The sequence below is a fragment of the Luteibacter sp. SG786 genome (assembly GCF_011759605.1).
Taxonomy (GTDB): domain Bacteria; phylum Pseudomonadota; class Gammaproteobacteria; order Xanthomonadales; family Rhodanobacteraceae; genus Luteibacter.
In genome coordinates this window covers 1,797,471-1,822,401 of the sequence record NZ_JAAOYX010000001.1, presented here as the reverse complement: position 1 = coordinate 1,822,401, position 24,931 = coordinate 1,797,471, and the positions used below count along the sequence as shown (strand labels likewise).

18 protein-coding genes are annotated in these 24,931 nt (G+C 65.1%); 12 read left to right on the top strand and 6 right to left on the bottom strand.

The genetic code is table 11. The annotated features are described in order from the left end of the window. Nucleotides 1–52 precede the first annotated feature (52 nt). Nucleotides 53–1,432, top strand: a complete 1,380-nt coding sequence (locus FHS47_RS08275) for an aldehyde dehydrogenase family protein (protein ID WP_167025533.1) — start codon at nt 53–55, stop codon at nt 1,430–1,432. Between the two features lie 54 nt (nt 1,433–1,486). Then, nucleotides 1,487–4,534, top strand: coding sequence for a sensor histidine kinase (locus FHS47_RS08270; RefSeq protein WP_167025530.1), 3,048 nt, complete (start codon nt 1,487–1,489; stop codon nt 4,532–4,534). Here FHS47_RS08270 and FHS47_RS08265 read toward each other — a convergent pair. Then, on the bottom strand, nt 4,531–5,025 hold the full coding sequence (locus FHS47_RS08265) for a hypothetical protein (RefSeq protein WP_167025527.1): 495 nt from the start codon (nt 5,023–5,025) through the stop codon (nt 4,531–4,533). The two genes, FHS47_RS08270 and FHS47_RS08265, sit on opposite strands and share 4 nt — an antisense overlap. Before the next feature lie 130 nt (nt 5,026–5,155). Here FHS47_RS08265 and FHS47_RS08260 point away from each other — a divergent pair, with 130 nt between their 5' ends. The 6 genes from FHS47_RS08260 to FHS47_RS08235 all read left to right on the top strand — a co-directional run bounded on the left by FHS47_RS08260 (nt 5,156) and on the right by FHS47_RS08235 (nt 10,838). Next, the gene (locus FHS47_RS08260) at nt 5,156–6,949 is read left to right on the top strand and encodes a monovalent cation:proton antiporter-2 (CPA2) family protein (RefSeq protein WP_167025524.1); all 1,794 of its coding nucleotides are present in this window, start codon (nt 5,156–5,158) and stop codon (nt 6,947–6,949) included. Between the two features lie 90 nt (nt 6,950–7,039). Further along, the gene (locus FHS47_RS08255; protein WP_167025521.1) at nt 7,040–7,456 is read left to right on the top strand and encodes a heme-binding protein; all 417 of its coding nucleotides are present in this window, start codon (nt 7,040–7,042) and stop codon (nt 7,454–7,456) included. 30 nt (nt 7,457–7,486) lie between these two features. Then, entirely contained in the window at nt 7,487–8,542 is a 1,056-nt protein-coding gene (locus FHS47_RS08250) for an NAD(P)-dependent alcohol dehydrogenase (protein WP_167025518.1), read from the top strand. A gap of 36 nt (nt 8,543–8,578) precedes the next feature. Further along, the gene (locus FHS47_RS08245) at nt 8,579–9,256 is read left to right on the top strand and encodes a type 1 glutamine amidotransferase domain-containing protein (RefSeq protein ID WP_167025515.1); all 678 of its coding nucleotides are present in this window, start codon (nt 8,579–8,581) and stop codon (nt 9,254–9,256) included. A gap of 31 nt (nt 9,257–9,287) precedes the next feature. Then, complete coding sequence (locus tag FHS47_RS08240) at nt 9,288–9,587, top strand: antibiotic biosynthesis monooxygenase family protein (RefSeq protein ID WP_167025512.1); 300 nt, start codon at nt 9,288–9,290, stop codon at nt 9,585–9,587. 12 nt (nt 9,588–9,599) lie between these two features. Beyond that, entirely contained in the window at nt 9,600–10,838 is a 1,239-nt protein-coding gene (locus FHS47_RS08235) for an MFS transporter (RefSeq protein WP_167025509.1), read from the top strand. On the opposite strand, the gene FHS47_RS08230 is transcribed toward FHS47_RS08235, so the two are convergent. Continuing rightward, nucleotides 10,839–11,231, bottom strand: a complete 393-nt coding sequence (locus tag FHS47_RS08230; RefSeq protein ID WP_167025506.1) for a transcriptional regulator — start codon at nt 11,229–11,231, stop codon at nt 10,839–10,841. Between the two features lie 173 nt (nt 11,232–11,404). Between FHS47_RS08230 and FHS47_RS08225 the strand changes: the two genes are divergently transcribed. Then, on the top strand, nt 11,405–12,049 hold the full coding sequence (locus FHS47_RS08225) for a response regulator transcription factor (protein ID WP_167025504.1): 645 nt from the start codon (nt 11,405–11,407) through the stop codon (nt 12,047–12,049). Nucleotides 12,050–12,061: 12 nt separating this feature from the next. Here the strand turns inward: FHS47_RS08225 and FHS47_RS08220 are convergent, their stop codons facing one another. From FHS47_RS08220 to lgt, 3 genes are all read right to left on the bottom strand, one after another. Then, on the bottom strand, nt 12,062–13,075 hold the full coding sequence (locus FHS47_RS08220) for an aldo/keto reductase (protein ID WP_167025501.1): 1,014 nt from the start codon (nt 13,073–13,075) through the stop codon (nt 12,062–12,064). Between the two features lie 145 nt (nt 13,076–13,220). Further along, nucleotides 13,221–14,117, bottom strand: coding sequence for a thymidylate synthase (thyA, locus tag FHS47_RS08215; protein WP_167025498.1), 897 nt, complete (start codon nt 14,115–14,117; stop codon nt 13,221–13,223). A gap of 15 nt (nt 14,118–14,132) precedes the next feature. Continuing rightward, on the bottom strand, nt 14,133–14,957 hold the full coding sequence (lgt, locus tag FHS47_RS08210) for a prolipoprotein diacylglyceryl transferase (RefSeq protein WP_167025495.1): 825 nt from the start codon (nt 14,955–14,957) through the stop codon (nt 14,133–14,135). Nucleotides 14,958–15,106: 149 nt separating this feature from the next. Between lgt and FHS47_RS08205 the strand changes: the two genes are divergently transcribed. Next, nucleotides 15,107–17,062, top strand: coding sequence for a prolyl oligopeptidase family serine peptidase (locus FHS47_RS08205; RefSeq protein WP_208381860.1), 1,956 nt, complete (start codon nt 15,107–15,109; stop codon nt 17,060–17,062). A gap of 61 nt (nt 17,063–17,123) precedes the next feature. On the opposite strand, the gene FHS47_RS08200 is transcribed toward FHS47_RS08205, so the two are convergent. Then, nucleotides 17,124–18,554 (bottom strand): glycoside hydrolase family 19 protein, encoded by a 1,431-nt coding sequence (locus FHS47_RS08200; RefSeq protein ID WP_167025492.1) that lies wholly within the window; start codon nt 18,552–18,554, stop codon nt 17,124–17,126. A 237-nt stretch (nt 18,555–18,791) separates the two neighbouring features. Here FHS47_RS08200 and FHS47_RS19900 point away from each other — a divergent pair, with 237 nt between their 5' ends. After that, a complete protein-coding gene (locus FHS47_RS19900) occupies nt 18,792–21,713 on the top strand; it encodes a TonB-dependent receptor (RefSeq protein ID WP_208381859.1) in 2,922 nt (973 codons plus the stop codon). Between the two features lie 214 nt (nt 21,714–21,927). Then, nucleotides 21,928–24,912 carry a TonB-dependent receptor gene (locus tag FHS47_RS08190; protein ID WP_208381858.1) on the top strand — a complete coding sequence of 995 codons (2,985 nt, stop codon included), beginning with the start codon at nt 21,928–21,930 and terminating at the stop codon, nt 24,910–24,912. Nucleotides 24,913–24,931: the final 19 nt, after the last annotated feature.

Below are 24,931 nucleotides of genomic sequence, written 5' to 3'. Positions count from 1 at the left end.
CTAACCTCAGCTTCTGCCACCGGCTGTCGTCGCAGCCGCGGAGGGATTCGCCATGCTCACCGTCGTGCAAGCGTTCGACCGCCAACCCATCGCGGAGCTGCCCACGGACGATGCCGCGGCGCTCGAGCGAAAGCTGGCGACGGCGTACCGTCTCTCGCGCGAGCGCGCCACCTGGCTGAAGCCCCACCAGCGGATCGCGGTGCTGCACGCGCTTGCCACACTGATGGAAAGCAGACGGGAACACCTTGCCCGGCAGATCGCACGCGAAGGCGGCAAGCCGTACACCGACGCCATGGTGGAGACGGCACGTGCGATCGACGGCGTGCGCATCGCCGCCGAGACCTTGCGCACGCGCGCGGGGCAGGAGATCCCGATGGGTATCACGCCATCGAGCGAGAACCGCCGCGCGTGGACCGTCAACGAACCCATCGGCGTGGTCGCGGCCATCTCGGCCTTCAATCATCCGCTCAATCTGATCGTGCACCAGGTCGCCCCAGCCGTTGCCACGGGATGCCCGATCGTCATCAAGCCGGCCACGGCAACCCCGTTGAGCTGCCTGGACCTCGTACAGATGGTGCATGAAGCCGGCCTGCCGGAAGGCTGGGTGCAGTCGTTCCTCCCCGAATCGCGCGAACTGGCCGAAGCCTTCGTGACGGACCCGCGCGTGTCCTTCCTGAGCTTCATCGGCTCGGCGAGCGTCGGCTGGCGCTTGCGTTCGAAGCTCGCCCCCGGCGCGCGTTGCGCCCTCGAACACGGAGGCGTCGCCCCGGTGATTGTCGACCGGAGCGCCGACCTGGACCGGTTGATCGAGCCCATGGCCAAGGGCGGCTACTACCATGCCGGCCAGGTCTGCGTTTCGGTGCAGCGGATCTATGTGCACGCAAGCCTGCAGACGGAGTTTTCCGAGCGGTTCGCTCGTCGCGTCCAGGCCCTCCGCACCGGCGACCCGCTGCTGGCCGAGACCGAGGTCGGCCCGCTCATCACACCGAAGGAGGCCGACCGAGTGCAGGCGTGGATCGATGAAGCGGTGGCCGCAGGGGCTCGCCCCATCGGCGGCGGACGGCTGAGCGAAACGACGCTTTACCCGACTGTCCTGTTGAACCCGCCGAAGGATGCGAAGGTATCCACGCAGGAGGTGTTCGGACCGCTTACCTGCGTCTATGGCTTCGACACGCTCGACCAGGCCTTCCAGGAAGCCAACGCGCTGCCGGAAGCCTTCCAGTCGAGCATCTTCACCAACGACCTGTCGTCAGCGTTCCGCGCGGCGGAACGGCTGGATGCCTCGGCGGTGATGGTCAACGATCACACGGCGTTCCGCGTCGACTGGATGCCCTTCGCCGGGCGGCGCGTCTCCGGGCACGGCGTCGGAGGCATTCCGTACACGATGGAAGAGATGACCTCGCGGAAGATGATCGTCTTCCGCGCGGGCTGACGGCGGAAAAGATTCACCAAGGTTTTTCATGGCGGGGCCGCTAGACTGCCGTGGATGCTTGCGTCCGCAAACTCCCGCGTCTGGCCCCTGCTGCTGGCGGCGTTCGCTCTGGCCTGCTCCTTCGTGGCCGGTGCCGAGAATGGAAGCGCCCTGCAACCGGGCAACTTCGTGCACCAGGCGTGGACTACGCGGGAAGGCGCTCCGCCGGCCACTATCTCGCTAGCCCAGGCTCCCGACGGATATCTGTGGCTTGGCACCGGCACGGGTCTGTATCGCTTCGACGGGGTGACCTTCTCGCGCTACCAGCCTCCTCCCGGGAAGCACCTGCCATCGGCCAATATCACCGCGCTGAAGTTCACGACAGGGGGCGCGCTGTGGGTGGGCTTCTACGATGGAGGGGCCGCATGCATAGAGGATGGAAAGCTGCGTGCGTATGAGGTGGGCGACGGGTTTCCCCCGGGATGGGTGCTTGCCTTCGCGGAGAGACCAGACCGCAGCATCTGGGCGGCGACCAGCCAGGGGCTCGGCCGCTTCGACGGTGCGCGCTGGGTGAAGGTGGGCACCGACTGGGGATATACCGCGGATCGTGCGGACTGGGTGCTGTCCGACGCGAGCGGCACGTTGTGGGTCGCGGCGATCAACCAGTTGCTGTACCTGCCGCAAAGCGCGACGCATTTCAAGGCCACGAACGTGGCGCTCGCGCCGGGTGCCACGCTCGCCGTCGATCCGACGGGCACGTTATGGGCCTCCGACCGGCTGCATGGCACGCGCCCGTTGCGCGGCCTCACGGCAGAACATCCCAGGATCGACGGTGCAGCTACCCTGCCCGTCACCGATGCGCACGGCGCGCTGCGGATGGCCTTCGACCGGGACGGGGGGTTGTGGGCGACCGGGCTCGGCACCGGGAAGGTGTTCCATGTGCCCTCCCCGGAGCAGATCGGCGCATCCGACATCGTCACCGACGATGCGGTAGGGACCATTTTCTCGGCGCCCCAGGGGCTCACCTCGAACAGCGCCACGCCCGTCACCGTCGACCGCGAAGGCAATGCCTGGGTGGGCACGGCATCGGGTATCGACAGTTACCACCATGGGCCGGTGGGAACGGTGCGCAATTTCGGTCCGGACACACGCCTGCGCACGAGCGTGGCGCGCGATCCACAGGGGAGACTCTGGCTGTCGAAGCTTGGCACCGTCTACCGGCTGGACGGCGAGCATCTCGTCACGGTGCTCGACGGTCTGCCGGACATTCTGAGCATTCTTTTCGACGCCGACGGGACACTCTGGGTGGCCGGGTTCCACGACCTTTACCGTTACCACGACAACCAGCTCGAAACCGTCGCCTTGCCGAATGGTCTCTACGCATCGAGGCTGAAATTCCTCTCCCCCGGAAAGCCGGGTGAGTTGTGGGGATCGATCGAGGGCATGGGTGTGTACCGGTTTCGCAACGACCGTTGGGAAGCGTGGAAACCGAGGTCGACCCGTGTGAAGGGCTACCCGACCACGGGCGCCATGGACGCCGATGCGACGCTCTGGCTCGGCTACGCGGGCGGCGAAGTGCTGCGTGTGGACAAGGACGGTCGCGAAACCGTTTTCGACCAGCACAACGGTCTGGATATCGGCAGTCTCGCGACGATGTTCCCGAGCGCCCGGGGCATGTTGTTCGGCGGGAGCACCGGCGTTGCCCGCCACGCCGACGGGGTCATGCGATCCCTGACCGATCGCGATTTCCCGGCACTCGTGGGAATCACCGGCATGGTCGAGGTCGCCAACGGCGACGTGTGGATGAACGGCGGCCATGGCGCGATCCGATTCTCCGCCGGCGAGCTGGAGAATGCGTTCTCCGACCGTCGCTACCGCCCCCAGGTCGGGCCTTTCGATTTCCGCGACGGCGTCCAGGGCATCGCACGGCAAGGACAGCCTGTTCCAAGCATGCAACGCGACGGCAGCGGCAGGATCTGGTTCGTGACGAACGAGGGGCTCTACTGGCTGGACGCATCGGTGCAGCGCCGGAACATGCGCGTTCCGCCGGTCTACGTGACTGCCGTGCATGCGGACGGCCGGCTGTTCGACCCCGCCGGGCCAGTTCGCCTGCAGCCGGGCGACGATTCCCTGCAGATCGATTACACCGCGGTAAGCCTGACCTCGCCCTCGCGTGTGCGCTTCCGCTATCGCATGGACGGTGCAAACCAGAATTGGGTCGATGCGGGCACGCGCCGCCAGGCGTATTACACGAGCCTTGCGCCGGGCACGTACCGCTTCACCGTCATCGCCTCGAACGAGGACGACGTCTGGAACGAACGCGGCGCATCCGTCACCATCGACATCCCGCCACGCTTCTACCAGTCGTGGTGGTTCATGACGCTCGAAGGGCTCATCGTGCTTGCACTGGCCGGCGCGGTGTATGCCTGGCGCATCCGCAGCGTATCGCGAAGCGTGCGCCTGCGTTCGGAGGCACGGCACGAAGAACGCGAGCGCATCGCGCGCGAACTGCACGACACGTTGCTGCAGGCCATCTACGGGATCATGCTTCGCTTCCAGGCCGTCGCTTCCGCCATACCCAAGGACGACCCGATGAAGGAAGGCATCGAGGGCACGCTGAAGGTGGCGAACGACTTCATCGTCGAAGGCCGCGACAAGGTACGCGAGCTGCGCACGAACATCACTTCGCTACGCAAGCTGGGCTCGACCATCGACGAGCTTGCGCGCCTCATGCAAAAGGCTTCCCCGATCGTCATGACGACAGATGTTCGCGTGGACGATCAGGAGATGGATCCGGCCGTGGGCGAAGACATTCTCGCGATATGCCGCGAGGCCCTCGTCAACGTGTTCCGCCATGCCGGCGCGCAGCATGTCGACGTGCGGCTCGTCACCACGCGCCGGAACCTGGAGCTGACCGTCGCGGACGATGGCAAGGGCATGCCGGCCGGCCCGGGCGACGATGTGTCGGGGAGCGAGCAATGGGGTCTGTCCGGCATGCGCGAACGCGCCGCGGCGATGGGCGCCACCCTCTGCATCGGTTCGCCGGGCCGGGGAACGACCGTGTCGCTCGCGGTGCCGCTGAACCGCCTGCGCCGCCGTAACGATCATCGCGGCCGCCCCTAGATGCAGGCGCTTATCCAGCGCCAGGATGCGAGCAATTTCGTCACTTCCCTACGCACACGTTGCCTGGCTTCGCGCGGGTACTGCGCCACGATGACGTACATCGCCTCGCCGTGCCGACGGACGTGTTCGTGCACGTCCATGGCCACGCCTTGCCTGGCCATCGGATAGGCCGTCCAGGTCGTCCCCGCAACCGTGCGTCGCACCGGCTTGCCCGCTTTCCAGCCCAAGGCCTGGTAATAGCGATGCGTGTGGGGCAGGACGTCGGCACGGCGCGGGTAGCCCGCGCCAATATCGATGGCGATGCACGCCGGGCCCGGACACGGGCCGTCCAGTTCCATGGCGATGCCGGTACCGTCGGCGCGGGGAACAACCCGGGACACATCGGCCGGCTGTATCACGCGGTAGCAGAACCTCGGGTTCACGTATTCGTCGTTCGCGCGCACGCCGCTGGTCACGAGCAACAGCAAACCCATGACCTTCGCGCTGCGCATGGCAAGGCCTCACCCGTGTGGCAGGAGCCGGAGGCCCAAGCGTGAGCGTCCACGCAATTCCGCGCAAGACTTAACACGCCTTCCCGACGTTTTGCGCCAGCCCCGCCGCACGCGAGCCTAGCATCGGGGAATGACCGCCATCGCCAATAGCCAACTCCTGCAGGCCGTGGCCCTGCTCGGTGCGGCCGTGCTGGTGGTACCCGTATTCCGGGCTCTGAAGCTCGGAGCCGTGCTCGGGTATCTGTTTGCCGGGGTGCTGGTCGGCCCGTTCGTACTCGGCTGGTTCACCGACCCCGAAGCCATCCTCGGACTCGCCGAACTAGGCGTGGTCATGTTCCTGTTCGTCATCGGCCTGGAGATGCGTCCGGCGCACCTGTGGGCACTGCGAGGCACCATCTACGGGCTGGGACTCTGCCAGCTCGTGGCCTGCGGCGCCGCACTCACGGCCGTGGCCTGGGCACTCGGCGCCGCGCCGAGGGTCGCGTTCGTCGGCGCCATGGGCTTCGTGCTCACCTCCACGGCGATCGTCATGCAGCTCCTGTCCGAATCGGGCGAATTGAGCCGGCCGGCCGGGCAGAAGGTGGTGGCCATCCTCCTGCTGGAGGACCTGATCATCGTGCCGCTGCTTGCTTTGGTCGCCTGGATGGCACCGGCTCATGAGAGCTCGGCCACCGGCATCCCCTGGCTTGCAGCCATCACGGGACTGGGATGCCTTCTCGCCTTGCTGGCGGCCGGCCGCTGGTTGCTCGAACCGCTGTTCCGGGTGCTCGCCCGGTCCAGGGTTCGCGAAGTGCTGTCCGCAGGGGCGTTGCTGGTGGTGCTGGGCGCGGCGTTGCTGATGCAACTGGGCGGCCTGTCGATGGCGCTCGGCGCATTCCTCGCCGGCGTGCTGCTGTCGCAATCCAGCTTCCGCCACCAGCTCGAAGCGGACATCGAACCTTTCCGGGGCCTCCTTCTCGGCCTGTTCTTCCTCGGCATCGGCATGGCGCTGGACCTGCACATGGTGCGCGAACATCTGCTGTTCGTGCTGCTCGGGGTCGTGGCGATGATGCTCGCCAAGGCGCTGGCGATCTACGCCGTCGGCCGAGCGCTTGGCGACAGCCACGCCGATGCCATGGATCGCGCGCTTCTGATGCCCATGGGCGGCGAATTCGCCTTCGTTCTCTACGCGGGCGCCGCGGCTTCCGGGCTGATGAGCCAGGAGGACAACGCCCGCTTCACCGCGATCGTCGTGCTCTCCATGGCACTGGCACCGTTGCTGAGCGCCGCGGTCCATCGTCTGATACCGAAGGCGGCAAGGCCGGTCCTGCCGGCCGATGTGCCCCCATGTCTGACGGGCAGCATCTTGATGATCGGCTTCGGGCGCTTCGGGCAGGTGGTGAGCCAGTCGTTGCTCGCCAGGGACATCGACGTCACGGTGATCGATACCGATGTCGAGATGGTGCAGGCCGCGTCGGATTTCGGCTTCAAGATCTATTACGGCGACGGCACGCGACTCGATGTCCTGGAGGCGGCGGGCGCCGACAAGGCGCAGGTTATCGCCATCTGCGTGGACTCGCGCAGCGTTGCCGACACCATCGTCGATATCGGCAAGGAGAGCTTCCCAAACGCGACGCTGATGGTCCGCACCTACGATCGCGAGCATGCGCTGCGCATGGTCGCGCAGGGGGTCCCTGTGCATGTACGCGAAACGTTCGAATCCGCGTTGCGCTTCGGCAGCATGGCGCTGGTGCAGCTCGGCGCCACGCCCACCGAGGCCGAGGCTATCGCCGACCTGGTAAGACGACGCGATGCCGAGCGCTTCGCACGCGAGCTCGAGGGCATCGACTGGGCAACGGCGGGCCTGGCGAATTTCAAGCGACCCCGGCCTGTTCCCTGGACCACGCCGACACACCAGCCGCACCCTTCGGACACACTGCGCTAAGCGCCTTTGTGCGTGGCTTCACCGCACTTTACGAGCACCTGTCGAGGGCCCGTGTTACACCAGACAAACCCCGTGCGAGGACTGGCGGCCATGCCACGTTCGCTACAGACACTCACTCTCGACGACGCGAAAACCATGCTTGCCGCTGCGGAGGCGAAGGCTACGGCGCTGGGCATCGCGTACAACATCGCCGTTGTCGACGTGGGTGGCCGGTTGATTGCCTTTGTCCGTCAGGACGGTGCGCTCATCGGCAGTATCGAGCTTTCGATTCATAAAGCTTTCACCGCGCGCATCTTCGACAAGACCACCGCCTTTCTCGGCGGCCTTGCTCAACCGGGCAGCCAGCTCTATGGCATCCAGAACAGTCGCGAGGGGGACGTGGTCATTTTTGGCGGTGGCATTCCCGTCGTGCGGGAAAACCAGGTGATTGGCGCCGTGGGAGCCAGCGCCGGCACCGTCGAGCAGGACATCGCCGTCGCAGAGGCGGCGATCGCGGCCCTCCCATAGCCCCCTCCCCCAATCCCGAGGTACACGACCATGAAAGCGGCACGCATGCATGAGTACGGCAAACCACTCGTCCTGGAGGACATTCCGATTCCGGACATCGCCGAAGACGAGGTGCTGGTGCAGGTCAAGGCGTGCGGCATGTGCCGCTCCGACGTACAGCTGATCGACGGCTATTTCCGCCCGTATGGCGACCTGAAGCCACCCTTGACCCTGGGGCATGAGATCACCGGAGTCATCGCGAAGATGGGATCGCTCGTCCCGAAGGGCGCAGGCATCGTCGAAGGCGACCACGTCGTAGTGGCACCGGGCTGGGGCGATGGCATCTGCCGCCACTGCCAGGTGGGCGACACACAGATATGCCCGAACGTGCGCTGGCCCGGCTTCGGTCCGGTGGGCGGATTCGCGGAGTACATCCCGGTGCCCGTTCGCTATGTGATCAAGGTCGGCAAACAACTCGCGTTCGCGGAACTGGCGCCGCTCACCGATGCAGGTCTCACCACCTATCGCGGCATCCGCAAGCTGCGCGATGCCGGCGCACTCGGCCCGGACCGGGTGATCGGCGTGCTCGGCGTGGGCGGCCTCGGAGCGTACGCGGTGCAATACGCGCGCCTGCTCGGCGGCGGAGCGCGAGTGGTCGCCCTGGCGCGAAGCGAAGAGAAACTCGCAGTCGCGCGCGATTACGGTGTCGACCACACCATCGCCGTCAAGGACAAGTCGGAAGCGGACATCAAGAAGGACCTGACCCAGGCTTTCGGGCAGGGCGACCTCGACGCCATCATCGACTGCACAGGCGCTCCGGCCATGATCCAGTTGGGCATGAGCCTTCTCTCCACCAGCGGCCACTATGTCGACGTCGGCCTGGTCGGCGACCGCATCGACATTCCCCTGTTCCCTCGCGTGTCGCGCGAACAGAGCTTCCATGGCTCGTTCTGGGGCAACAACGCCGATCTCATGGAAGTCATGGCGCTGGCTGCGCAGGACAAGATCCGCCACACCATCAAGACCATCGCCTTCGAGGAACTGAATACCTACGTCGACCTGCTGCGCAAGGGCGACATCGTGGGTCGCGCGGTCATGACGTTCTGATCCGTCCACCATCGAACCAGCCTAGGAGTCATCGCCATGCGCGTAAAACATGTGCTCTGTATCGCCACGAACACGGCCGTCATGGGCCCGTATGAACGAACCGTCGGGTTCTTCTTTCCGGAGATTGCGCATCCTTTCGAGGTGTTGGAGGAAGCGGGCGTCGCCGTCGAGTTCGCTTCGCCACTGGGCGGCATCGTTCCCGAGGACGGCTACGACCCCAGCGACCAGGTTCAGAAGAAATTTCGCGACAGCGCGGCATACCGCCGCCTGCAGCACAGTCGCAAGTTGTCCGAGGTGGACGTTCGCGACTACGACGCCATCTTCTTTCCGGGCGGACTCGGACCGATGGAAGACATTTCAAGAGACCGCTACGTGAAACAGGCGGTGCTCCAGGCCTGGGCCGGCGGGAAAATCGTTTCAGCCGTATGCCACGGCCCCGTCGCGTTCCTCGGCGCACGGCTCGGTGACGGCACGCCATTCGTCAAGGGCCACAAGCTCACGTCCTTCTCGAAAGCAGAAGAAGATGGCTATGCCGCGCGCGACGTGTCGTTCGACCTCGAAGGCGTGCTACGCGAAGCAGGTGCGCAGTACAGCTGCGCCGATCCATGGCAGCCCCACCTCGTCGTGGACGGGCGCCTGATCACCGGACAGAACCCGGCCTCGGGCACGCTCGTCGGGAAAGCCATCGCCGAAGCGCTGGCGAAGGTGGAATGATCCCGAGGCCTCCCACTGAAGGAACATCCGCATGGCTTCGACACACGTAAAGGTGATGGCTGTCATCACGGCAAGAGAGGGCAAGGAACACGAACTGGAAAAGCTCCTGCGGAGCATGACCGGTCCATCCCGCGCCGAACCAGGCAACCTCCATTACAACCTCTGGCGCGCGCGGGAGCGCCACGGCGAATTCGTCATCGACGAGTTGTATGCCGACGCAGAAGCCGCAGCGGCGCACCGGGCCAGCCCGCATTACCAGCGTTACCTCGGGCGAATCAACGAACTCGCCACACGCCATGCCATTCCCCTGGATGCGGTCGACACGATCTGAGGCGATATCCCCATGCATGAGAAAGCATTCGAGGCACAGTGCCGGTCGGTGCAGGTTCATTGCGACGAACGCAACGACGGCCGGCGTCGTTCCTTGACCCTGTTCGCCCTGGCGCTCGGCAGCTTTTGCATCGGTACGTCCGAGTTCGCCAGCATGGGCGTGCTGCAATTGTTCGCCGCGTCGCTCGGCATCAGCCTGCCCACGGCGACCAACGCCATCACCGCGTACGCCTTCGGCGTCGTCTTCGGCGCACCCGCGGTCACCCTGGCCGCCGCCAGGCTGAACCGGCGAACCTTGCTGCTTTGTCTCATGGTGCTGTTCGTGCTGGGCAACGTGCTGTCCTCGCAGGCGGCCAACCTCGGGATGTTCGCTGCCGCCCGCTTCATAACCGGCCTGCCGCAGGGCGCCTACTTCGGAGCGGGCGCCGTCGTGGCTTCCTATGTCGTCGGTCCCGGCAAGGGAGGAAAGGCCTTCGCCATCGTCATGACCGGTCTCACTGCGGCAACCATTGTGGGGGCGCCTCTCGCCACTTTTCTCGGCCAGCACGTTGGTTGGCGGAACACCTATCTCGCCGTCGCCGGCCTCGGATGCCTCGCCTTCCTCGCCTTGCTGGCCTGGGTACCGCACACCGATGCCCTGCGCGGCGCGCCGGTAGTGCAGGAACTGAGCGCGCTACGCAAGGGCTCGGTGTGGGTCACCATGCTCGTCGCTGCGCTTGGCGTGGCCAGCATCTTCGCGGTGTACACGTTCATCGGCGCCTTCGTCACCGACGTGGTTTCCCTGGACCGTGCGTGGATTCCCCTGGCCCTTGCCCTGTTCGGAATCGGCATGACCGTGGGCAACGTGTTAGGCGGCGAACTGGCCGATCGTTACCCTAGCCGGGGGTTGGTGGTGGGTTATGGTGCGGCATTACTGGTGCTGGCAACGCTCGCGACCGCGGGCAATAACGTATGGGTCTTGATGGTCGCGCTGTTCGGTGTGGGCACCACGATGATGATCGCCATACCGACCGTACAGGTGCGCCTCACGCGATTCGCACCGGAGGCTCCTACCCTGATGGGGGCGATGAACCTGGCGGCGCTGAACGTCGCCAATGCAATCGGTGCATGGGGTGGCGGCCTGGTCATCGCCGCCGGTATGGGCCTGCTCGCTGCCGCGTGGGCTGGCTTCGTGTTCACCTTGCTCGGGCTGCTGGTGTTCTGCCTGTCCCTGCCCCTGGTGCCACGGTTCGCCAGGGCACTGCCGGGCTGATCAGGTGCCGTTCCAGCGCCACGACCACGTGCCGGCGCACCACACGGGCCGGGTGCTCATGGACAGCGCTGCCTCGTCGACCCGGACGACGCTGGCGAGGAAGGCATAGCCACGGCCCGGGATGCTGGCAATGTAGCGGGCACCCTCGCCGTAGCTCCCTAGCGCCTGCCGCAGGTTGGCAATCTGCACGCGCACGTTCGATTCGCCGACGACCAGGCCTTGCCACGCGACCGACATCAGCTCGCGAGGTGTCACGACGTCGCCTCGCCGTTCGACGAGCACCACCAGGATGTCGAAGGCGCGGCTTCCCAGCTTCACCACCTCGCCGTCACGGTACAGGGTGCGCGATGCGGGTTCGAGACGAAAAGGACCAAAGAGAGACGTGGCGTGCATGGCGGTGCTCCATGGGCTTTCCTTGGGACAACGTAGGCCGCCTCATGCCGCTGTCCCACCCCTTTCGGGACGGATCTGCTCCCCATCGACGAGGGGAGCACGTTCACTCCGATGGGTATTGACCGCGCATCGCCGCCGTTGCAGGGTGGCGGTCATCACGCCCAGGGATAGCCATGACGGAAGACGCGAACAACGCAGGCGGCCTGATTCGCGTGCTGGTGAGCGACGACCATCCGGTGATGCGGCACGGCCTGCGCGCGGCCATATCCACGCAAGCGGACATGGTTCTGGTCGGCGAGGCGGAGAACGGCCGCGAGGCGATCCGGAAGTTTCGCGAACTCCGTCCCGGGGTCGTGCTGATGGACCTGCAGATGCCCGATGTCGACGGCCTTGACGCCATCGAGGCGATCCGCGGCGAATTCCCCGACGCCAACATCATCGTGCTTACCAGCTTCCCGGGCGATGCACGGATCATGCGCGCGCTGATGCTGGGCGCGACCTCCTACCTGCTGAAGTCGTCCACGCTCGAGGAAATCATCCGTACGATCCGCGCATCCATCTCCGGCCGTCACGTGGTGGATCCCGACGTCGCGCACGACCTCGCGGCCTATGCCGGCACCGAGATGCTGACCCCGAGGGAGATCGCCGTACTGCAACTCGTGGCGCAGGGGCACGGGAACAAGATGATCGCCGCGGAGCTTTTCGTCTCGGAGGAGACGGTGAAGTCACGCATGCGCAATATCCTCGGGAAACTCGGCGCCAGCGACCGCACGCATGCGGTGATACTCGCCATGCAACGCGGCTTCCTGAAGCTCTAGGGTTCCCAGGCGTCAGTCGTCGCCAGGCAGCGGCGCACCCGGATCGACAAGACGCTGCTCGCGCAACTCAAGCCAGAACGAACGGGGAACCTGCTCACGCAGGGCCTCCTTGTCCTCGGCGATTCGACCCGGATGGCTGGCACCGGGGATGACGGCCACGACGGCCGGATGCGCGAGACAGAACTGCAGGCCCGCAGCCTTCATGCTGATGCCGTGCGCGTCGGCAATCGCACGAATACGCGCGACCTTGTGCAGGATCTCCGCGCTTGCCGGGGCGTACTCGAAATGCTTGCCGCCGACCAGCGCGCCGGAGCTGTACGGGCCGCCGACAACGATGCCGAGGCCTTCCCGCTCCACCGCGGGCATGACTCGCTGGAGCGCCTTGGCATGATCCAGCAATGAATAGCGGCCCGCCAGGAGGAAGCCATCCGGACGAGGCGCGTCCAGTTCGAGCAGAAGCTCGATCGGTTCCACGCGGTTGACGCCAAGGCCCCAGGCCTTGATCACGCCCTCGTCGCGCAGGCGGTCCAGCGCACGAAACGCCCCTTTCCGTGCGCTCTCGAACATGGCGAGCCACTCGTCGCCGTAAAAGTCCTGTGCCACATCGTGCACCCAGGCGATCTCGATGGTGTCGACGCCCAGCCGGCCAAGGCTGTCTTCGATGGAACGCAGGGTCGCATCTTCGGAGTAGTCGTTCACCACCTTGTTCGGCAGACCGTAGCGGAACACGTCTCCCTTCTCGCCCAGATCGCGTTTTTCCACATCTTCCACTTCGTCCAGCACGATACGCCCCACCTTCGTGCTGATGACGTAATCCTCGCGGGCATGCCCCTGAAGCGCCCGGCCCAGGCGGATTTCGGCGAGGCCCGCGCCATAAAGTGGCGCGGTGTCGAAATAACGGATGCCATGGTTCCAGGCGGCTTCCACGGTCGCTTTCGCTTCATCCTCCGGAATGTCCCGGAACATGTTTCCCAGCGGAGCCGTGCCAAAACCGAGCGGATCGGTGAGGAGGTCTTTCAGTGCCATGGGTGCGTTTCCGGTGCAGACGTCGCGGAGGCTTCACGCAACACGCTATCACCGTCCCCGGCACAGGGGGGCGTCAAGCGGCGCAAAATGCCGTCAAAGAATGACGGCCTGGCAACGGCAGGCATGACACCTCACCGGCCTGCCTTCAGACGGCGACATCCGCCTTGATCGCGGGATGCGGCGCATAACCGACCATCTCGAAATCGTCGATGCGATAGCCGTCGATGGACTCGGCCTGCCCCACCAGCTTCAGGGTGGGAACCGCGCGGGGTTCGCGGGAAAGCTGCAAGCGGGCCTGGTCGAGATGATTGAGATACAGGTGCACATCGCCCCCGACCCAGACGAAGTCGCCGAGCTGGAGCCCTGCCTGTTGCGCGATCATCTGCATGAGCGCCACAGCCCCTACCCAATTGAAAGGAGCGCCCAGCAGGAGATCGCAACTACGCTGATACAGCATCAGGCTCAGGCGGCCGTTCGTATCGACATGGAACTGGTAGACCATGTGGCACGGCGGGAGGGCCATGCTCGAAATCTCGGCCACGTTCCACGCGTGGAACAGCATGCGCCTGCTGAAGGGATTCGTGCGCAATGTCTCGATCAGGGTCTGGATCTGGTCGTACACCACGCCGTCCACGCCCTGCCAGCGTCGCCACTGCTTTCCATACACGGGGCCCAGATCGCCCCAGGCGGCCGCGAAGCGCTCGTCCTCGATGACCCGGCGTTCGAACTCTTCCTGCGAGACCTCTTCGCCGGTTTCCCTGCGAAACCTGGCCAGCGGCCAGTCGCTCCAGATACGGACTCCTTCGAGGAGCAGCGGGCGGATATTGGTTCCGCCGCTCAGGAACCAGAGCATTTCCTTGACGGCAAGCTTCCAGTGCACGCGTTTCGTCGTGAGTACCGGAAACTCGCCACGGCCGATGTCGAAGCGCGCGTATGCGCCGAAGACCGACAGGGTGCCGACGCCGGTGCGGTCGATACGCTTGTCCCCCTGTTCGAGGACGCGCGTCATGAGATCGAGGTACTGGAATTCGGGATGCCGCATGACGAGTGGACGATCTCAGGTGGCGGCCGCGGCAGGCGCGACCGGAGCGTAGGGAGCGCGGCGTGACATCGCGAGCAAGACGATGCCCACGGCGATCAGCGGCAGGGACAGGATCTGCCCCATCGTGACCCAGCCGAAGGCGAGGTAACCGAGCTGCGGATCGGGCACGCGGACGAACTCGATGGTGAAGCGGAACAGGCCGTACAGCAGCCCGAACAGGCCGGACACGGCATAACGCGGGCGCGGCTTCATCGAGAAGACCCACAGCACCGCGAACAGCACCACGCCTTCGAGGGCGAACTCGTAAAGCGGATTCGGGTGGCGCGGCAGCGCGTCTGGCGCGTGCGGAAAGATCATGCCGATGGGCAGGTCGGTGGGCTTGCCCCACAGTTCGCCGTTGATGAAATTGCCGAGGCGCCCCAGGCCCAGGCCCAGCGGCACCAGCGGGGCCACGAAGTCGACGGTGTCGAAGAACTTCACGCCGTTGCGGCGTGACCACCATAGCCCCGCGACCAGCACGCCGAGCAGGCCGCCGTGGAAGGACATGCCGCCGTCCCATACGCGGAAGATGGCGAGGGGGTCGGTCCAGATCCAGTCGATGGCCGTGTAGAACAGCATGTAACCCACGCGGCCGCCGAGCACGACGCCCATCATGGCGTAGAACATGAGGTCGCCGAAGCGGTCGGCGGAAACCGGCAGGCGGCCCTGGCGCCGGCGATACTCGCCCAGCGCCCAGCCTCCCAGGAATCCTCCCAGGTACATCAGACCGTACCAGTGGACCTGGATGGGCCCTAAGGAAAACGCGACGGGATCGATATCGACGACGAACGGAGTGGCCATGCAGGTGCCTGGATCGAGAGCAGGCGCCAAGTGTACCGCCCGCCATGGCGCAGGTCGCCTTGTGGCGAAGGCCCGGATCGGCTATATCGGCGTCTGGAAACCGTCCGGGGGGACGGCGATACGGATCCATCGATCTACAGGGGAATAAAATGAGTCACCGCTTCGTACGGCCCATGCTGGCCGTGCTGTGCCTTGCTTCGACCGCCGCCACGGCCGCCGACCTCATTCCGGTGAGCGATTTCGCTCGCCGCATGCCACTGACCGGCCCGCGCCTGTCGCCGGACGGACAGTACGTGTCGATGGCCTACCACGACCCCGACGGGAAGAACCACGGGCTGGCGATCTATCGCGTCGGCGACATGAGCAAACCCGTGACCTTGATCAAGATGCCGCCCTACGAGATGCCGGCGGACATGGTCTGGGCCAGTTCCACCCGCCTCGTGGTGGCCCGCGGCAAGATCGACGGCTCGATCGGCCAGGCCCGGTATACCGGCGAGCTGATGGCCATCGATGTGGACGGCAAGAATCCGGATTACCTCTACGGTTTCGAAGGCTACGGCAAGCGCGCGGCCACGCGTGCCCTCGACCGCGGCTGGGGCACCATCGAAGGCCGGCCTGTGCAGAGCAACGGCCACTTCTACATGCGCGCCATCGACTGGAACGCACAGGACAAGAGCACGCTCTACGACGTGGACGCGAAGACCAGCGCGCGCAAGCTGATGGCCGACATCGGCCTTGGCGGCATGAGCTTCATGATCGATCCGCAGGGCAACGCGCGGTTCGCCTTCGGAACCGACGACGACTTCAAGTGGGTGGTGTTCCATCGCGAGGGAAGCGGCTGGAGCAAGCTTCCCGAGAACAAGGAGCGTCAAACCTTCGTTCCGATCGCCGCCGTCGCGGGCAGTAACCGCATCTACGCGACCTTCAGTCCGAACGGCACAGGCGGCGAGTTCGTCGAGCAGGACGAAGACGGCGGCAACCTCCGGGTGATCCGCAAGGACGACTTCAGTGAGGTGAATTCCTCCGGCCTGTGGACGCCCGCCCCGCTGCGGCCTTTCGGCACGGTGTCTTCCACGGGCATTCCCCAGGCGACGTACATCGATCCGCAGGCGCCCATCTCGAAGCTGCACATGGCGCTGTCGCAGAAATTCCCGGGTAATTTCGTAAGCTTCGTCGATTTCAGCGAAGACGGAGGCCAGCTGATGTTCAAGGTGGCCGGCGACCGCGAGCCCGGCCGCTACATGCTGATCGACACCAAGACATACAAGGTTACCAAGCTGTTCGACGCGGTGCCCTGGATCGATCCGGCAAAGATGTCCGAGCGCCGGCCGCTGCGCTTCAAGGCAAGCGACGGCCAGGAACTCGAGGCCATCCTCACATTCCCCAAGGGCAAGCCGGAAACCAACCTTCCGATGGTGCTCATGCCGCACGGCGGCCCACACGGTATCGCCGACGACTGGTTCTACGACGGCGACGCCCAGTTCCTGGCCAACCGCGGCTACCTCGTGCTGCAGGTGAACTTCCGCGGATCCGGCGGTCGCGGCAGCGACTTCGAGCGTGCGGGCTACCTCAAGTGGGGAACGCGCATCCAGGAAGACCTCATCGACGGCGTGAAGTGGGCCATCGCCGAACACTATGCCGATGCCAACCGCGTCTGCGTGTTCGGCGCGAGCTTCGGCGGTTACTCCGCCATGATGACACCTGTCCGCGCGCCGGGCATGTTCAAGTGCGCGGTAGGCTACGACGGCATCTACGACCTCGACATGATGTACAACAAGGGCGACATCAAGGATCGCAAGAGCGGCCGCAGCTACCTGACCACGGTAATCGGCAAGGACGACGCGGATCTGGCCGCCAATTCGCCGGACCGCCTGGCCGACAAGATCGATGTGCCTGTGTTCCTGGTTCACGGCGAGGACGACCAGCGCGCACCCTTCGCTCAGTTCAAGGCCATGCGCGCCGCGCTGGATGCCGCCCACAAGCCCTACGAGACGCTGACCAAGCCGGACGAACGGCACGGTTTCGTGAAGCCGGAAAACGTCGAGGAGTTCTATAACCGACTGCAGGCGTTCCTGGACAAGCACATCGGCGACGCCGCGCGCTGATGCAACGGCTCCGGCAAGGGTTGCGCACCTTGCCGGAGCCGCTGCGGCGCAATCGTCAGCTTCAGCCCTTAGTGTCGTCCACGATCTCTACGTTGGGGAACGCAACGCGCACGCAGCCCACGTAGTCGCCCGGCTTCAGGGCCGAGAATGCCGTCTGGTAGCCGACGAGTTTACAGCCGGGCTGTTCGGTCCAGTTGTTCTCCCAGTAGATCGGGAGGGCACCCGCACCGCTTTCACCGAACTGCTTCATGCCCTTGCAACCCAGGACCTCGTCCGCCGGGACGGGCACGCCAAGCGTCGCCGCGAAAGCACGATAGTAGGTCATGCGATTCGCCGACTGGGCGTGCTCCGCATCTCCGCCACATTCCACGCCCCCGTTGATGATCAGCGTGGTCACGCCGAATCCCGGAACGAGGCCATCCGCGCGATCCGCGTCGTTCGGCTGCCACGTGCCGTCGATGACATGGAGCATCGAAGGCTTCGGCGGTTGTGGATAAGTAAAGAAGAAGGTGGCGCTGGCCAGATTCAGCCAGGTATCCGCAACCCGTTCCGGCGCATCGAGAAGCGTGCGTACGTCTCCATACATCGCTGCGGAGAACGGACCGTAGTTGTAGTTATAGGAGAGTTGCTTCGCACCCCGGCCAAAATAGCTCTTGAAGCTCCCATCGGAGAACTTGCCGCACGGCCAGGTTTCGGCGATCCATCCGCTGCCCTGGCACTCGCCGTTATAACCGTTGCGGTCGCCTTCCTTCCACCCCATCTCCCGCACGTGAAAGAGTGCCTGGCGGTACTCTTCTTCCGGCCGCCAGGATTCATGCGCACCCGTTTCCTGCGCAAAGTGCGCGAACATCGTGGCCAATGTCTTGCGACAGATGGCCTCGGCATCGCGCCCGTCGGCATAGTCGCCACACACGGCGGGAAACTTGGCGACGGCCTGGAGGAAACCGCGATACGAGTACTCGGGCGCCCGCAGTGGGAACAGGTACTCGAACCGCGCCTCGTCCACGATGGATTCCACGCGCTTCACATTGACCGGATTCTGCGGACGCAACGGAGCGACAGCCTCGACACAGGCATTGTCCAGCGTGCGAATGGACGAACGTACCTGCTGCATCAAAGGTGCCGACGTCAATCGTTCTTCTTCGGCGAGCAAGTGGCTGAGAAGAACGGTGCCAGGGGTACCGGGATTGCCGGGCTCGCCCGGGTTACCCGGCTCGCCCGGATTCTCCTGGTCAGGGCGTCCCGTCGGGGTTCCCGCCGGTGCGCGCTCCCAGGGGCTGTCCCAGGGATTCGCAACGGTGTCGACTTCGTCCGGTCCTTGTCCCGGGCCGGCCCACCATTTCGCCCGGAAGACATCGCCCCTCCAGCTGACGACACAGCTCGCTGTGTAAGTGGATGCGGGATCGTACTCGAGAGCGAAGGCGGATGGCGCAAGTGCCAGCGCAAGCAAAGCGCAAGCCGGACGAATGATCCGGCGTGGTTGAAAAGACATGTGATTCTCCCTGCCTGTTAAATTCGTGCCCTCCGGCGTCTGCAGGGTAAGCAGGGGCACGATCCTCGGGCTATGAGGCCTACTCCTAATTTCCTGCGAGAATGTTCTGAGAATCCCGCGGCAATCAGGCATTGCCTTGGGAAAATACCGACGCTTGCGCACCACGGGTACAGGCGTTATGGTCGCGTGATCGTCGGGCCCGGGTGGGGTATGGCGGGGCTTGGGAGGCTTCAGGGTATGCACGTCAGTTCGGGGCAGAGACGCCACGTCGCGCGGCGACGCGTGGCGCTGGCGGCCGCGCTCGCGGCCGCCCTGACCGGCACCGCCGTGTATGGGCAGCAGACCGCACCTTCCGCAGAGATGCTCGCTCCGGTGAACGTGACGGTCACCGGTTCGCGCATCCGCGGCACCGACGTGGAGACGGCGCAGCCCGTGTTCACCATGGATCGCCAGGCGATTCGCGCCACCGGGCTCACCGGGCTTGGCGACATCCTCGCCCGCCTGCCCTCGGCCGCTACGCCCGAAGTGACCCCGCAGGACACGCTTTCGTCCAGCAACGACGCGGGCGGCCGCTACGCCAACCTGCGCAACCTGGGCGCCGTGCGCACCCTCGTGCTCGTGAACGGACGCCGCTGGACGAGCAGCCTGGGCGGCCTTACCGACCTTTCGACCATTCCGCTGTCCATCGTGGAACGCATCGAGGTGCTCAAGGACGGGGCCTCGTCGATTTATGGATCCGACGCGATCGGCGGCGTGGTGAACATCGTCACCACCGATCGCTTCGAAGGGGCGTCCGCCGACGTCCTGTACGGCGTGAACGGCCGGGGCGACGGCACGCAGAAGAACGGCACGTTCACCTGGGGCCGAAGCAACGAGAAAAGTTCGATCATCCTCGGCGCGGCGTACGAGGACGGCGACGAACTGCGCGACAGCAAGCGGTCGTTGACGCGCAGCCCGTATGGTCCGCGACATCCGGACGCCGGATTCGGCATGGGGCCGTACGGCGGCGTGGTCGACCCTCGCGCGCCCGGCACACCCGGCGCGGGCAGCTACGCACCGGACGGCAGCTGGTCCGCCAACCGTTACGTGGTGAACCACCCCGGCGGTGTCGCGGGCGACACGGCGAACCTCGCGAACTATCACCCTTACGACGTCGACAGCAACGCCGACAAATACGCCACCTCACAAGACATGAGCTTCCGCTCGGGCACGAAGCTGCGCAGCCTCTTCGGCACCGGACGTTACAACCTCACCGACGATATCGCCCTGCGCGGCATGGCCACCTACGCTGTGCGCGACACGCGCAGCCAGAGCGCGGGATACCCCCTGCAGAGCGGGTCCGGTCGCGCGGACGGGCTGTTCATCGACCCGGCAAACGCATACAACCCCTTTCCCGGCTACGCCACGCCCTTCTTCCGGCGCACCACCGAAATGCCGCGCATGACATGGGCGAAGAGCAAGGTGCTGCACGGCGACGTGGGCGCCGAGGGGACGTTTTCCTGGGCCGACCACACGTGGACCTGGGACGTCACTTACGCGTATTCCGAAACACGGGCCAGCCGCACCACCAGCGGCAACATCGGCCTCGTCGCCGCGAGGAAGGCACTCGGACCGACGACGGTGATCGACGGCCGGACCGTCTGCGCGAATGCAGCGGACCGCGCCGCGGGATGCGTTCCCTGGAACATACTCGCCGGCCCGGGCGGCACACCCGACGCCGTATGGTCGTACGTAGGCTCTACTACCACGTCACGACAGACCACGCGCACGAACGACATCATCGCGAACCTCACCGGCGGGCTGCTCGACCTTCCGGCCGGCACGCTGCGCGTGGCCGGCGGCATCGAGCACCGCAACGACCACGGACGTTACCAGCCGGATCCCGCGGATTCCGCGGGGCTCACCACGCAACTGGCCAGCGACCCGACCGATGGCGGATACATCGCCAACGAGGCCTACCTCGAATTCGACGTGCCCTTGCTCGCGGACCTCCCGCTCGCGCACGAACTGGCGGTGAACGCGTCCACCCGCTATTCGCATTACACGGCCTTCGGCGGGCGTACCAACGACAAGTACAGCCTCCGTTGGAAGCCGTTCGACGACCTGCTGCTGCGCGCCACGTATGCCGAAGGCTTCCGCGCACCGACGGTCGCGGATCTCTACGCGGGATCGAGCGAAACCTTCGAGAGCTTCCTCGACCCGTGCGACAGCGTCTATGGCGCCGCAGCGAGCGATGCCGCCGTACGCTCGCGCTGCACCGCCGCGGGCGTTCCGGGGAACTACCGACAGGTGGATCAATCGGGAGCGCAGATCGCCTCGGCCACCGGCGGCCAGAACCCGACCGCCTTCCGGACGGGCGCGAATCCGGCGCTGAAGCCGGAAACGTCGATCACACGGACCGCGGGGCTCGTGTACAGCCCGTATTTCGCCGACGGGCTCGATCTCACGCTCGACTACTACAAGGTCGACATCGCCGACGTCATCACGCCGATCGTCGCCGGCGACATTCTCAACTTCTGCTACGTACGCAACGATCCTTCCTGGTGCGGACGCTTTGTGCGCGGCGCTAACGGTCGTATCGCGTCGCTGGACGAAAGCCTCGCCAACCTCGGCTCGCTGCGCACCGAGGGTTACGACCTCGGCCTGCATTATCGTTTTCCCGAAACCAGGTACGGCGAATTCGCCGTGCTCTCGGATAGCACTTATCTCAAGGACTACACGCAGGTCAGCTCGCCGGGGGCGGCCCCGCGCCACCTTGCCGGTTACATGAACGGTGTGCAGGGCCTCTATCGGGTGCGCTCCAATCTCTCGCTCGATTGGTCGTGGCGCCGCTTCGGCGCCACATGGACCACGCGTTACTTCTCCGGCCTGAAAGATTCCTGCTGGTCCAGCGATGTCGAATGCAATCGCCCGGACGAACTCAACGCATTGACCGGTGTCGCCGGCGTCAGCCGCAAGGGCGGCGTCGCGTTCCACGACCTGCAACTGCGCTGGCAGGCGCCGTGGAACGGAAACTTCCGTGTCGGCGTGAACAACGTATTCGGCCGCAAGGGACCGCTTTACTACAACGTCACCAGCGCCGGCGGCGGCAGCCCGCCCTACAACCCGGCGTTCGACATCGACCGCTACTACTACGTTGGCTATCAGCAGCGATTCTGAGTAATTTCGCAAAGTCTATGATTTTGCTCTGATTTCTTGCGTCAGGGAAACCTTCGCTGTACTGTCCGATCACGTCGCGTTCACGCGCCGGGTCATTGCGACGCGGGTGTCCCCACACCCGGACCCACACCCACCCCGCGCCCACTGGCGCTACCAAGAAGCTGTACAGCCCTGTTGTGAAACAGGGTCAGGGAGAGTTTTACCTATGACAAGCATGTTGAAGCGAACCGCGCTCGCCACGGCCTTCGCCGCCGGCCTCTTCGCCACCGCCACTCACGCGCAAAGTACCGTCGGCGATATCTACGGCAGCGCCGACGCGTCCCAGGGCATCGAAATCCACAACCTCGGCACCGGTGCGAAGCGCACCTTGACCGTGGGCGAGGATGGGCGCTACCGCGCCACGTCCCTGCCCGTCGGCAGCTATCGCGTGAACGTACGGCAAGACGGCCGGACCGTCGCCAGCCGCGACATCAACGTTGTGGCCGGCCAGTCCGCGCAGGTGAACTTCATCGCGCCTGCGGACCAGAGCGACGCGCAGGCCCTGGACACCGTCACGGTGTCGGCCACCGCCCTGGCGGCTATCGACGTGGCATCCGTCGAATCGCGCACCAGCTTCACGGCCGACCAGCTCAACCGGCTGCCCGTGCCGCGCAACGTGGTGGACGTGGCCGCACTGACGCCGGGCACCGTGAAGGGCGACGAGACCTTCGGAAACCTGCCCTCGTTCGGCGGTGCGTCCGTCGCGGAGAACAGCTACTACGTCAACGGGTTCAACGTTACCAACCTCTACAACAATCTGTCGTTCGCCGAAGTGCCCTTCCAGGCGATCCAGCAGCTCGACGTGCAGACCGGCGGCTATGGCGCGCAGTACGGTTTCTCCACGGGCGGTGTGACCTCCGTGATCACCAAGCGCGGCACGAACGAATGGAAAGGCGGCGCCAGCTGGGTCTACACACCGGCATGGGGGCGGGAACAGTCGCCCACCACGCACACGAAAGACGGCAACCTCTATCGTACGTACCAGAAAGACAGCGATAACCGGAACGTCTATACGGCATGGCTCGGCGGGGCGCTGGTGAAGGACAAGCTGTTCTTCTACGGCATCTTCCAGTCCGAACGCCGGACGGAAACTACTTATCCCATCGCCACGTCCTCAGCCGCCGCGCAGCGCAACACGCGTGACAACCCGTTCCATCTGATCAAGGTGGACTGGAACATCGACGATGCGAACGTTCTGGAATGGACGTCGATGAACAACACGCAACACACGACGAATCGTTACTTCGCCCCGTCGATCGATGCGAACGGCAAGCCCTCCACCAACGATTATCTGGGGCGCCGCCAACGGAAAACCGGCGGGGCCACCAACATCTTCAAGTACACCGGTTACATCAGCGACGACCTCACCTTGTCCGCGCAGTGGGGCAAGATGAAGAGCAAGAACTCATCCGAATACATCAGCGCCGACGGCACCGTCACGAGGTACGACGGGAACATCGAAGGCGGGAACTCCGGCTGTCCGTACATCATCGATCGCCGCTCCAGCACGCTCTCGGGGGCCACCAGCCCGATTCGCTCCTGCTACCTCAGCAGCCAGGTCGATCGCTTCGACGGCGAAGACCAGCGTACGGCCTATCGCATCGATCTCGACTGGCGAATCGGCGATCACAGCCTCGCGGGCGGTTACTCGCGCGAGAAATGGAATTCGGAAGCCGGGAAGAGCTACGCCGGCGGCGTCCTCTACTTCTACCGCACGAACTCGGCGGGTGAGGACTATGTCACCCGTTACAACTTCCGCACCGGTGGCTCGGTGTCCGTCGACCAGAAATCCTGGTACCTGCAGGACAACTGGCAGGTCACCGACAACGTGCTTGCCTACATCGGCGTACGCAACGACTCGTTCGAGAACAAGAACGGTGCCGGGCAACGCTTCGTGCGCCAGGGCAACATCTGGCAGCCGCGCCTGGGCTTCGCATGGGATGTGTTCGGCGACTCCGCCACGAAGGTATTCGGCACCGCCGGCCGCTATTCGCTGCCCATCGCGGCCAACGTGGCGCTGCGTGCGGCCACCGCCTCGTATTACACGATGCAGAACTTCTCGTATTCGGGCATCGATCCGACGACCGGCGCGCCGACGCTGGGCGACGCCACGGGCGACCGGGTCATCGTCAATGGTGCGAATGGCAGCACACCGAATCCGAGCTCGGTCGCGTCGAAGGGACTCAAGCCCTATTCGCAGGACGAGTACATCCTTGGGTTCCAGCACCGCATCGTCAGCGACAACGCGTTCCTCAACGACTGGGTGGTTGGCGCCAAGGCCACCTATCGCAGGCTCAACAACGCCATCGACGACACCTGCGACTGGCGCCCGTTCTACGACTACGGCAAGTCCATCGGCCTGGACATGGACACCAACGGCGATCGCTTCTCGCCGCCGCCCAGCACTCCCGGCTGCTTCATCTACAACCCGGGCAGCAAGGTTTCCGTGGACGTGGATCTCGACGGCAGCGGCACCCTGCACAACGTGACCCTTCCGGGCAGCCTGTTCGGGCCCAAGGCCAAGCGCACCTACCAGGCAGTGACGCTCTCGGCGGAAAAGACAAGCGAGCGCCTGTACGTCAACGCGTCCTATACGTGGTCGAAGAACCGCGGCAACACGGAGGGCCTGGTGAGGTCCGACAACGGCCAGGACGACACCGGTACCACCAGTGCGTTCGACCATCCGGAGCTGATGATCGGTGCCAACGGCTACCTTCCGAACGATCGGCGGCACAGCTTCAAGGTCTATGGCGGCTACAGCCTGTCGCCGGAATGGTCCGTGGGGGTGAACGGGTTGCTCGAATCGGGTCGCCCGACCAGTTGCTTCGGTGGCGGCGATCGAACCGTCGCCGGCATCCCGAGCTATAACTCGGAGTTCTTCTACTGCGAAGGGAAAATCTCCGGACGCGGACGCGGCAAGCGCCTTCCGTGGACCTGGACGCTGAGTCCGAACGTCGTCTACACGCCGGCCTTCGCGAAGGGCCTCACCATGCAGCTCGATGTGCTCAATGCGTTCAACAATGCGAAGCCGACCTACCTCTCCGAGGTGGCGGAGAACGGTGCCGACCAGACGTACTACGGCACGACATACCGCGTACCGAAGAACTATCAGACCCCACGCTCCCTGCGTCTGATGGTGCAATACGACTTCACGCTGTAACGCGGCTGACGAAACGGGG

What these genes read in the sequence shown, in the direction of transcription:
- FHS47_RS08275 (WP_167025533.1), top strand. Translation starts at nt 53, where the DNA reads ATGCTCACCGTCGTGCAAGCGTTCGACCGCCAACCCATCGCGGAGCTG.
- FHS47_RS08270 (WP_167025530.1), top strand. Translation starts at nt 1,487, where the DNA reads ATGCTTGCGTCCGCAAACTCCCGCGTCTGGCCCCTGCTGCTGGCGGCG.
- FHS47_RS08265 (WP_167025527.1), bottom strand. Translation starts at nt 5,025, where the DNA reads ATGCGCAGCGCGAAGGTCATGGGTTTGCTGTTGCTCGTGACCAGCGGC.
- FHS47_RS08260 (WP_167025524.1), top strand. Translation starts at nt 5,156, where the DNA reads ATGACCGCCATCGCCAATAGCCAACTCCTGCAGGCCGTGGCCCTGCTC.
- FHS47_RS08255 (WP_167025521.1), top strand. Translation starts at nt 7,040, where the DNA reads ATGCCACGTTCGCTACAGACACTCACTCTCGACGACGCGAAAACCATG.
- FHS47_RS08250 (WP_167025518.1), top strand. Translation starts at nt 7,487, where the DNA reads ATGAAAGCGGCACGCATGCATGAGTACGGCAAACCACTCGTCCTGGAG.
- FHS47_RS08245 (WP_167025515.1), top strand. Translation starts at nt 8,579, where the DNA reads ATGCGCGTAAAACATGTGCTCTGTATCGCCACGAACACGGCCGTCATG.
- FHS47_RS08240 (WP_167025512.1), top strand. Translation starts at nt 9,288, where the DNA reads ATGGCTTCGACACACGTAAAGGTGATGGCTGTCATCACGGCAAGAGAG.
- FHS47_RS08235 (WP_167025509.1), top strand. Translation starts at nt 9,600, where the DNA reads ATGCATGAGAAAGCATTCGAGGCACAGTGCCGGTCGGTGCAGGTTCAT.
- FHS47_RS08230 (WP_167025506.1), bottom strand. Translation starts at nt 11,231, where the DNA reads ATGCACGCCACGTCTCTCTTTGGTCCTTTTCGTCTCGAACCCGCATCG.
- FHS47_RS08225 (WP_167025504.1), top strand. Translation starts at nt 11,405, where the DNA reads ATGACGGAAGACGCGAACAACGCAGGCGGCCTGATTCGCGTGCTGGTG.
- FHS47_RS08220 (WP_167025501.1), bottom strand. Translation starts at nt 13,075, where the DNA reads ATGGCACTGAAAGACCTCCTCACCGATCCGCTCGGTTTTGGCACGGCT.
- thyA (WP_167025498.1), bottom strand. Translation starts at nt 14,117, where the DNA reads ATGCGGCATCCCGAATTCCAGTACCTCGATCTCATGACGCGCGTCCTC.
- lgt (WP_167025495.1), bottom strand. Translation starts at nt 14,957, where the DNA reads ATGGCCACTCCGTTCGTCGTCGATATCGATCCCGTCGCGTTTTCCTTA.
- FHS47_RS08205 (WP_208381860.1), top strand. Translation starts at nt 15,107, where the DNA reads ATGAGTCACCGCTTCGTACGGCCCATGCTGGCCGTGCTGTGCCTTGCT.
- FHS47_RS08200 (WP_167025492.1), bottom strand. Translation starts at nt 18,554, where the DNA reads ATGTCTTTTCAACCACGCCGGATCATTCGTCCGGCTTGCGCTTTGCTT.
- FHS47_RS19900 (WP_208381859.1), top strand. Translation starts at nt 18,792, where the DNA reads ATGCACGTCAGTTCGGGGCAGAGACGCCACGTCGCGCGGCGACGCGTG.
- FHS47_RS08190 (WP_208381858.1), top strand. Translation starts at nt 21,928, where the DNA reads ATGTTGAAGCGAACCGCGCTCGCCACGGCCTTCGCCGCCGGCCTCTTC.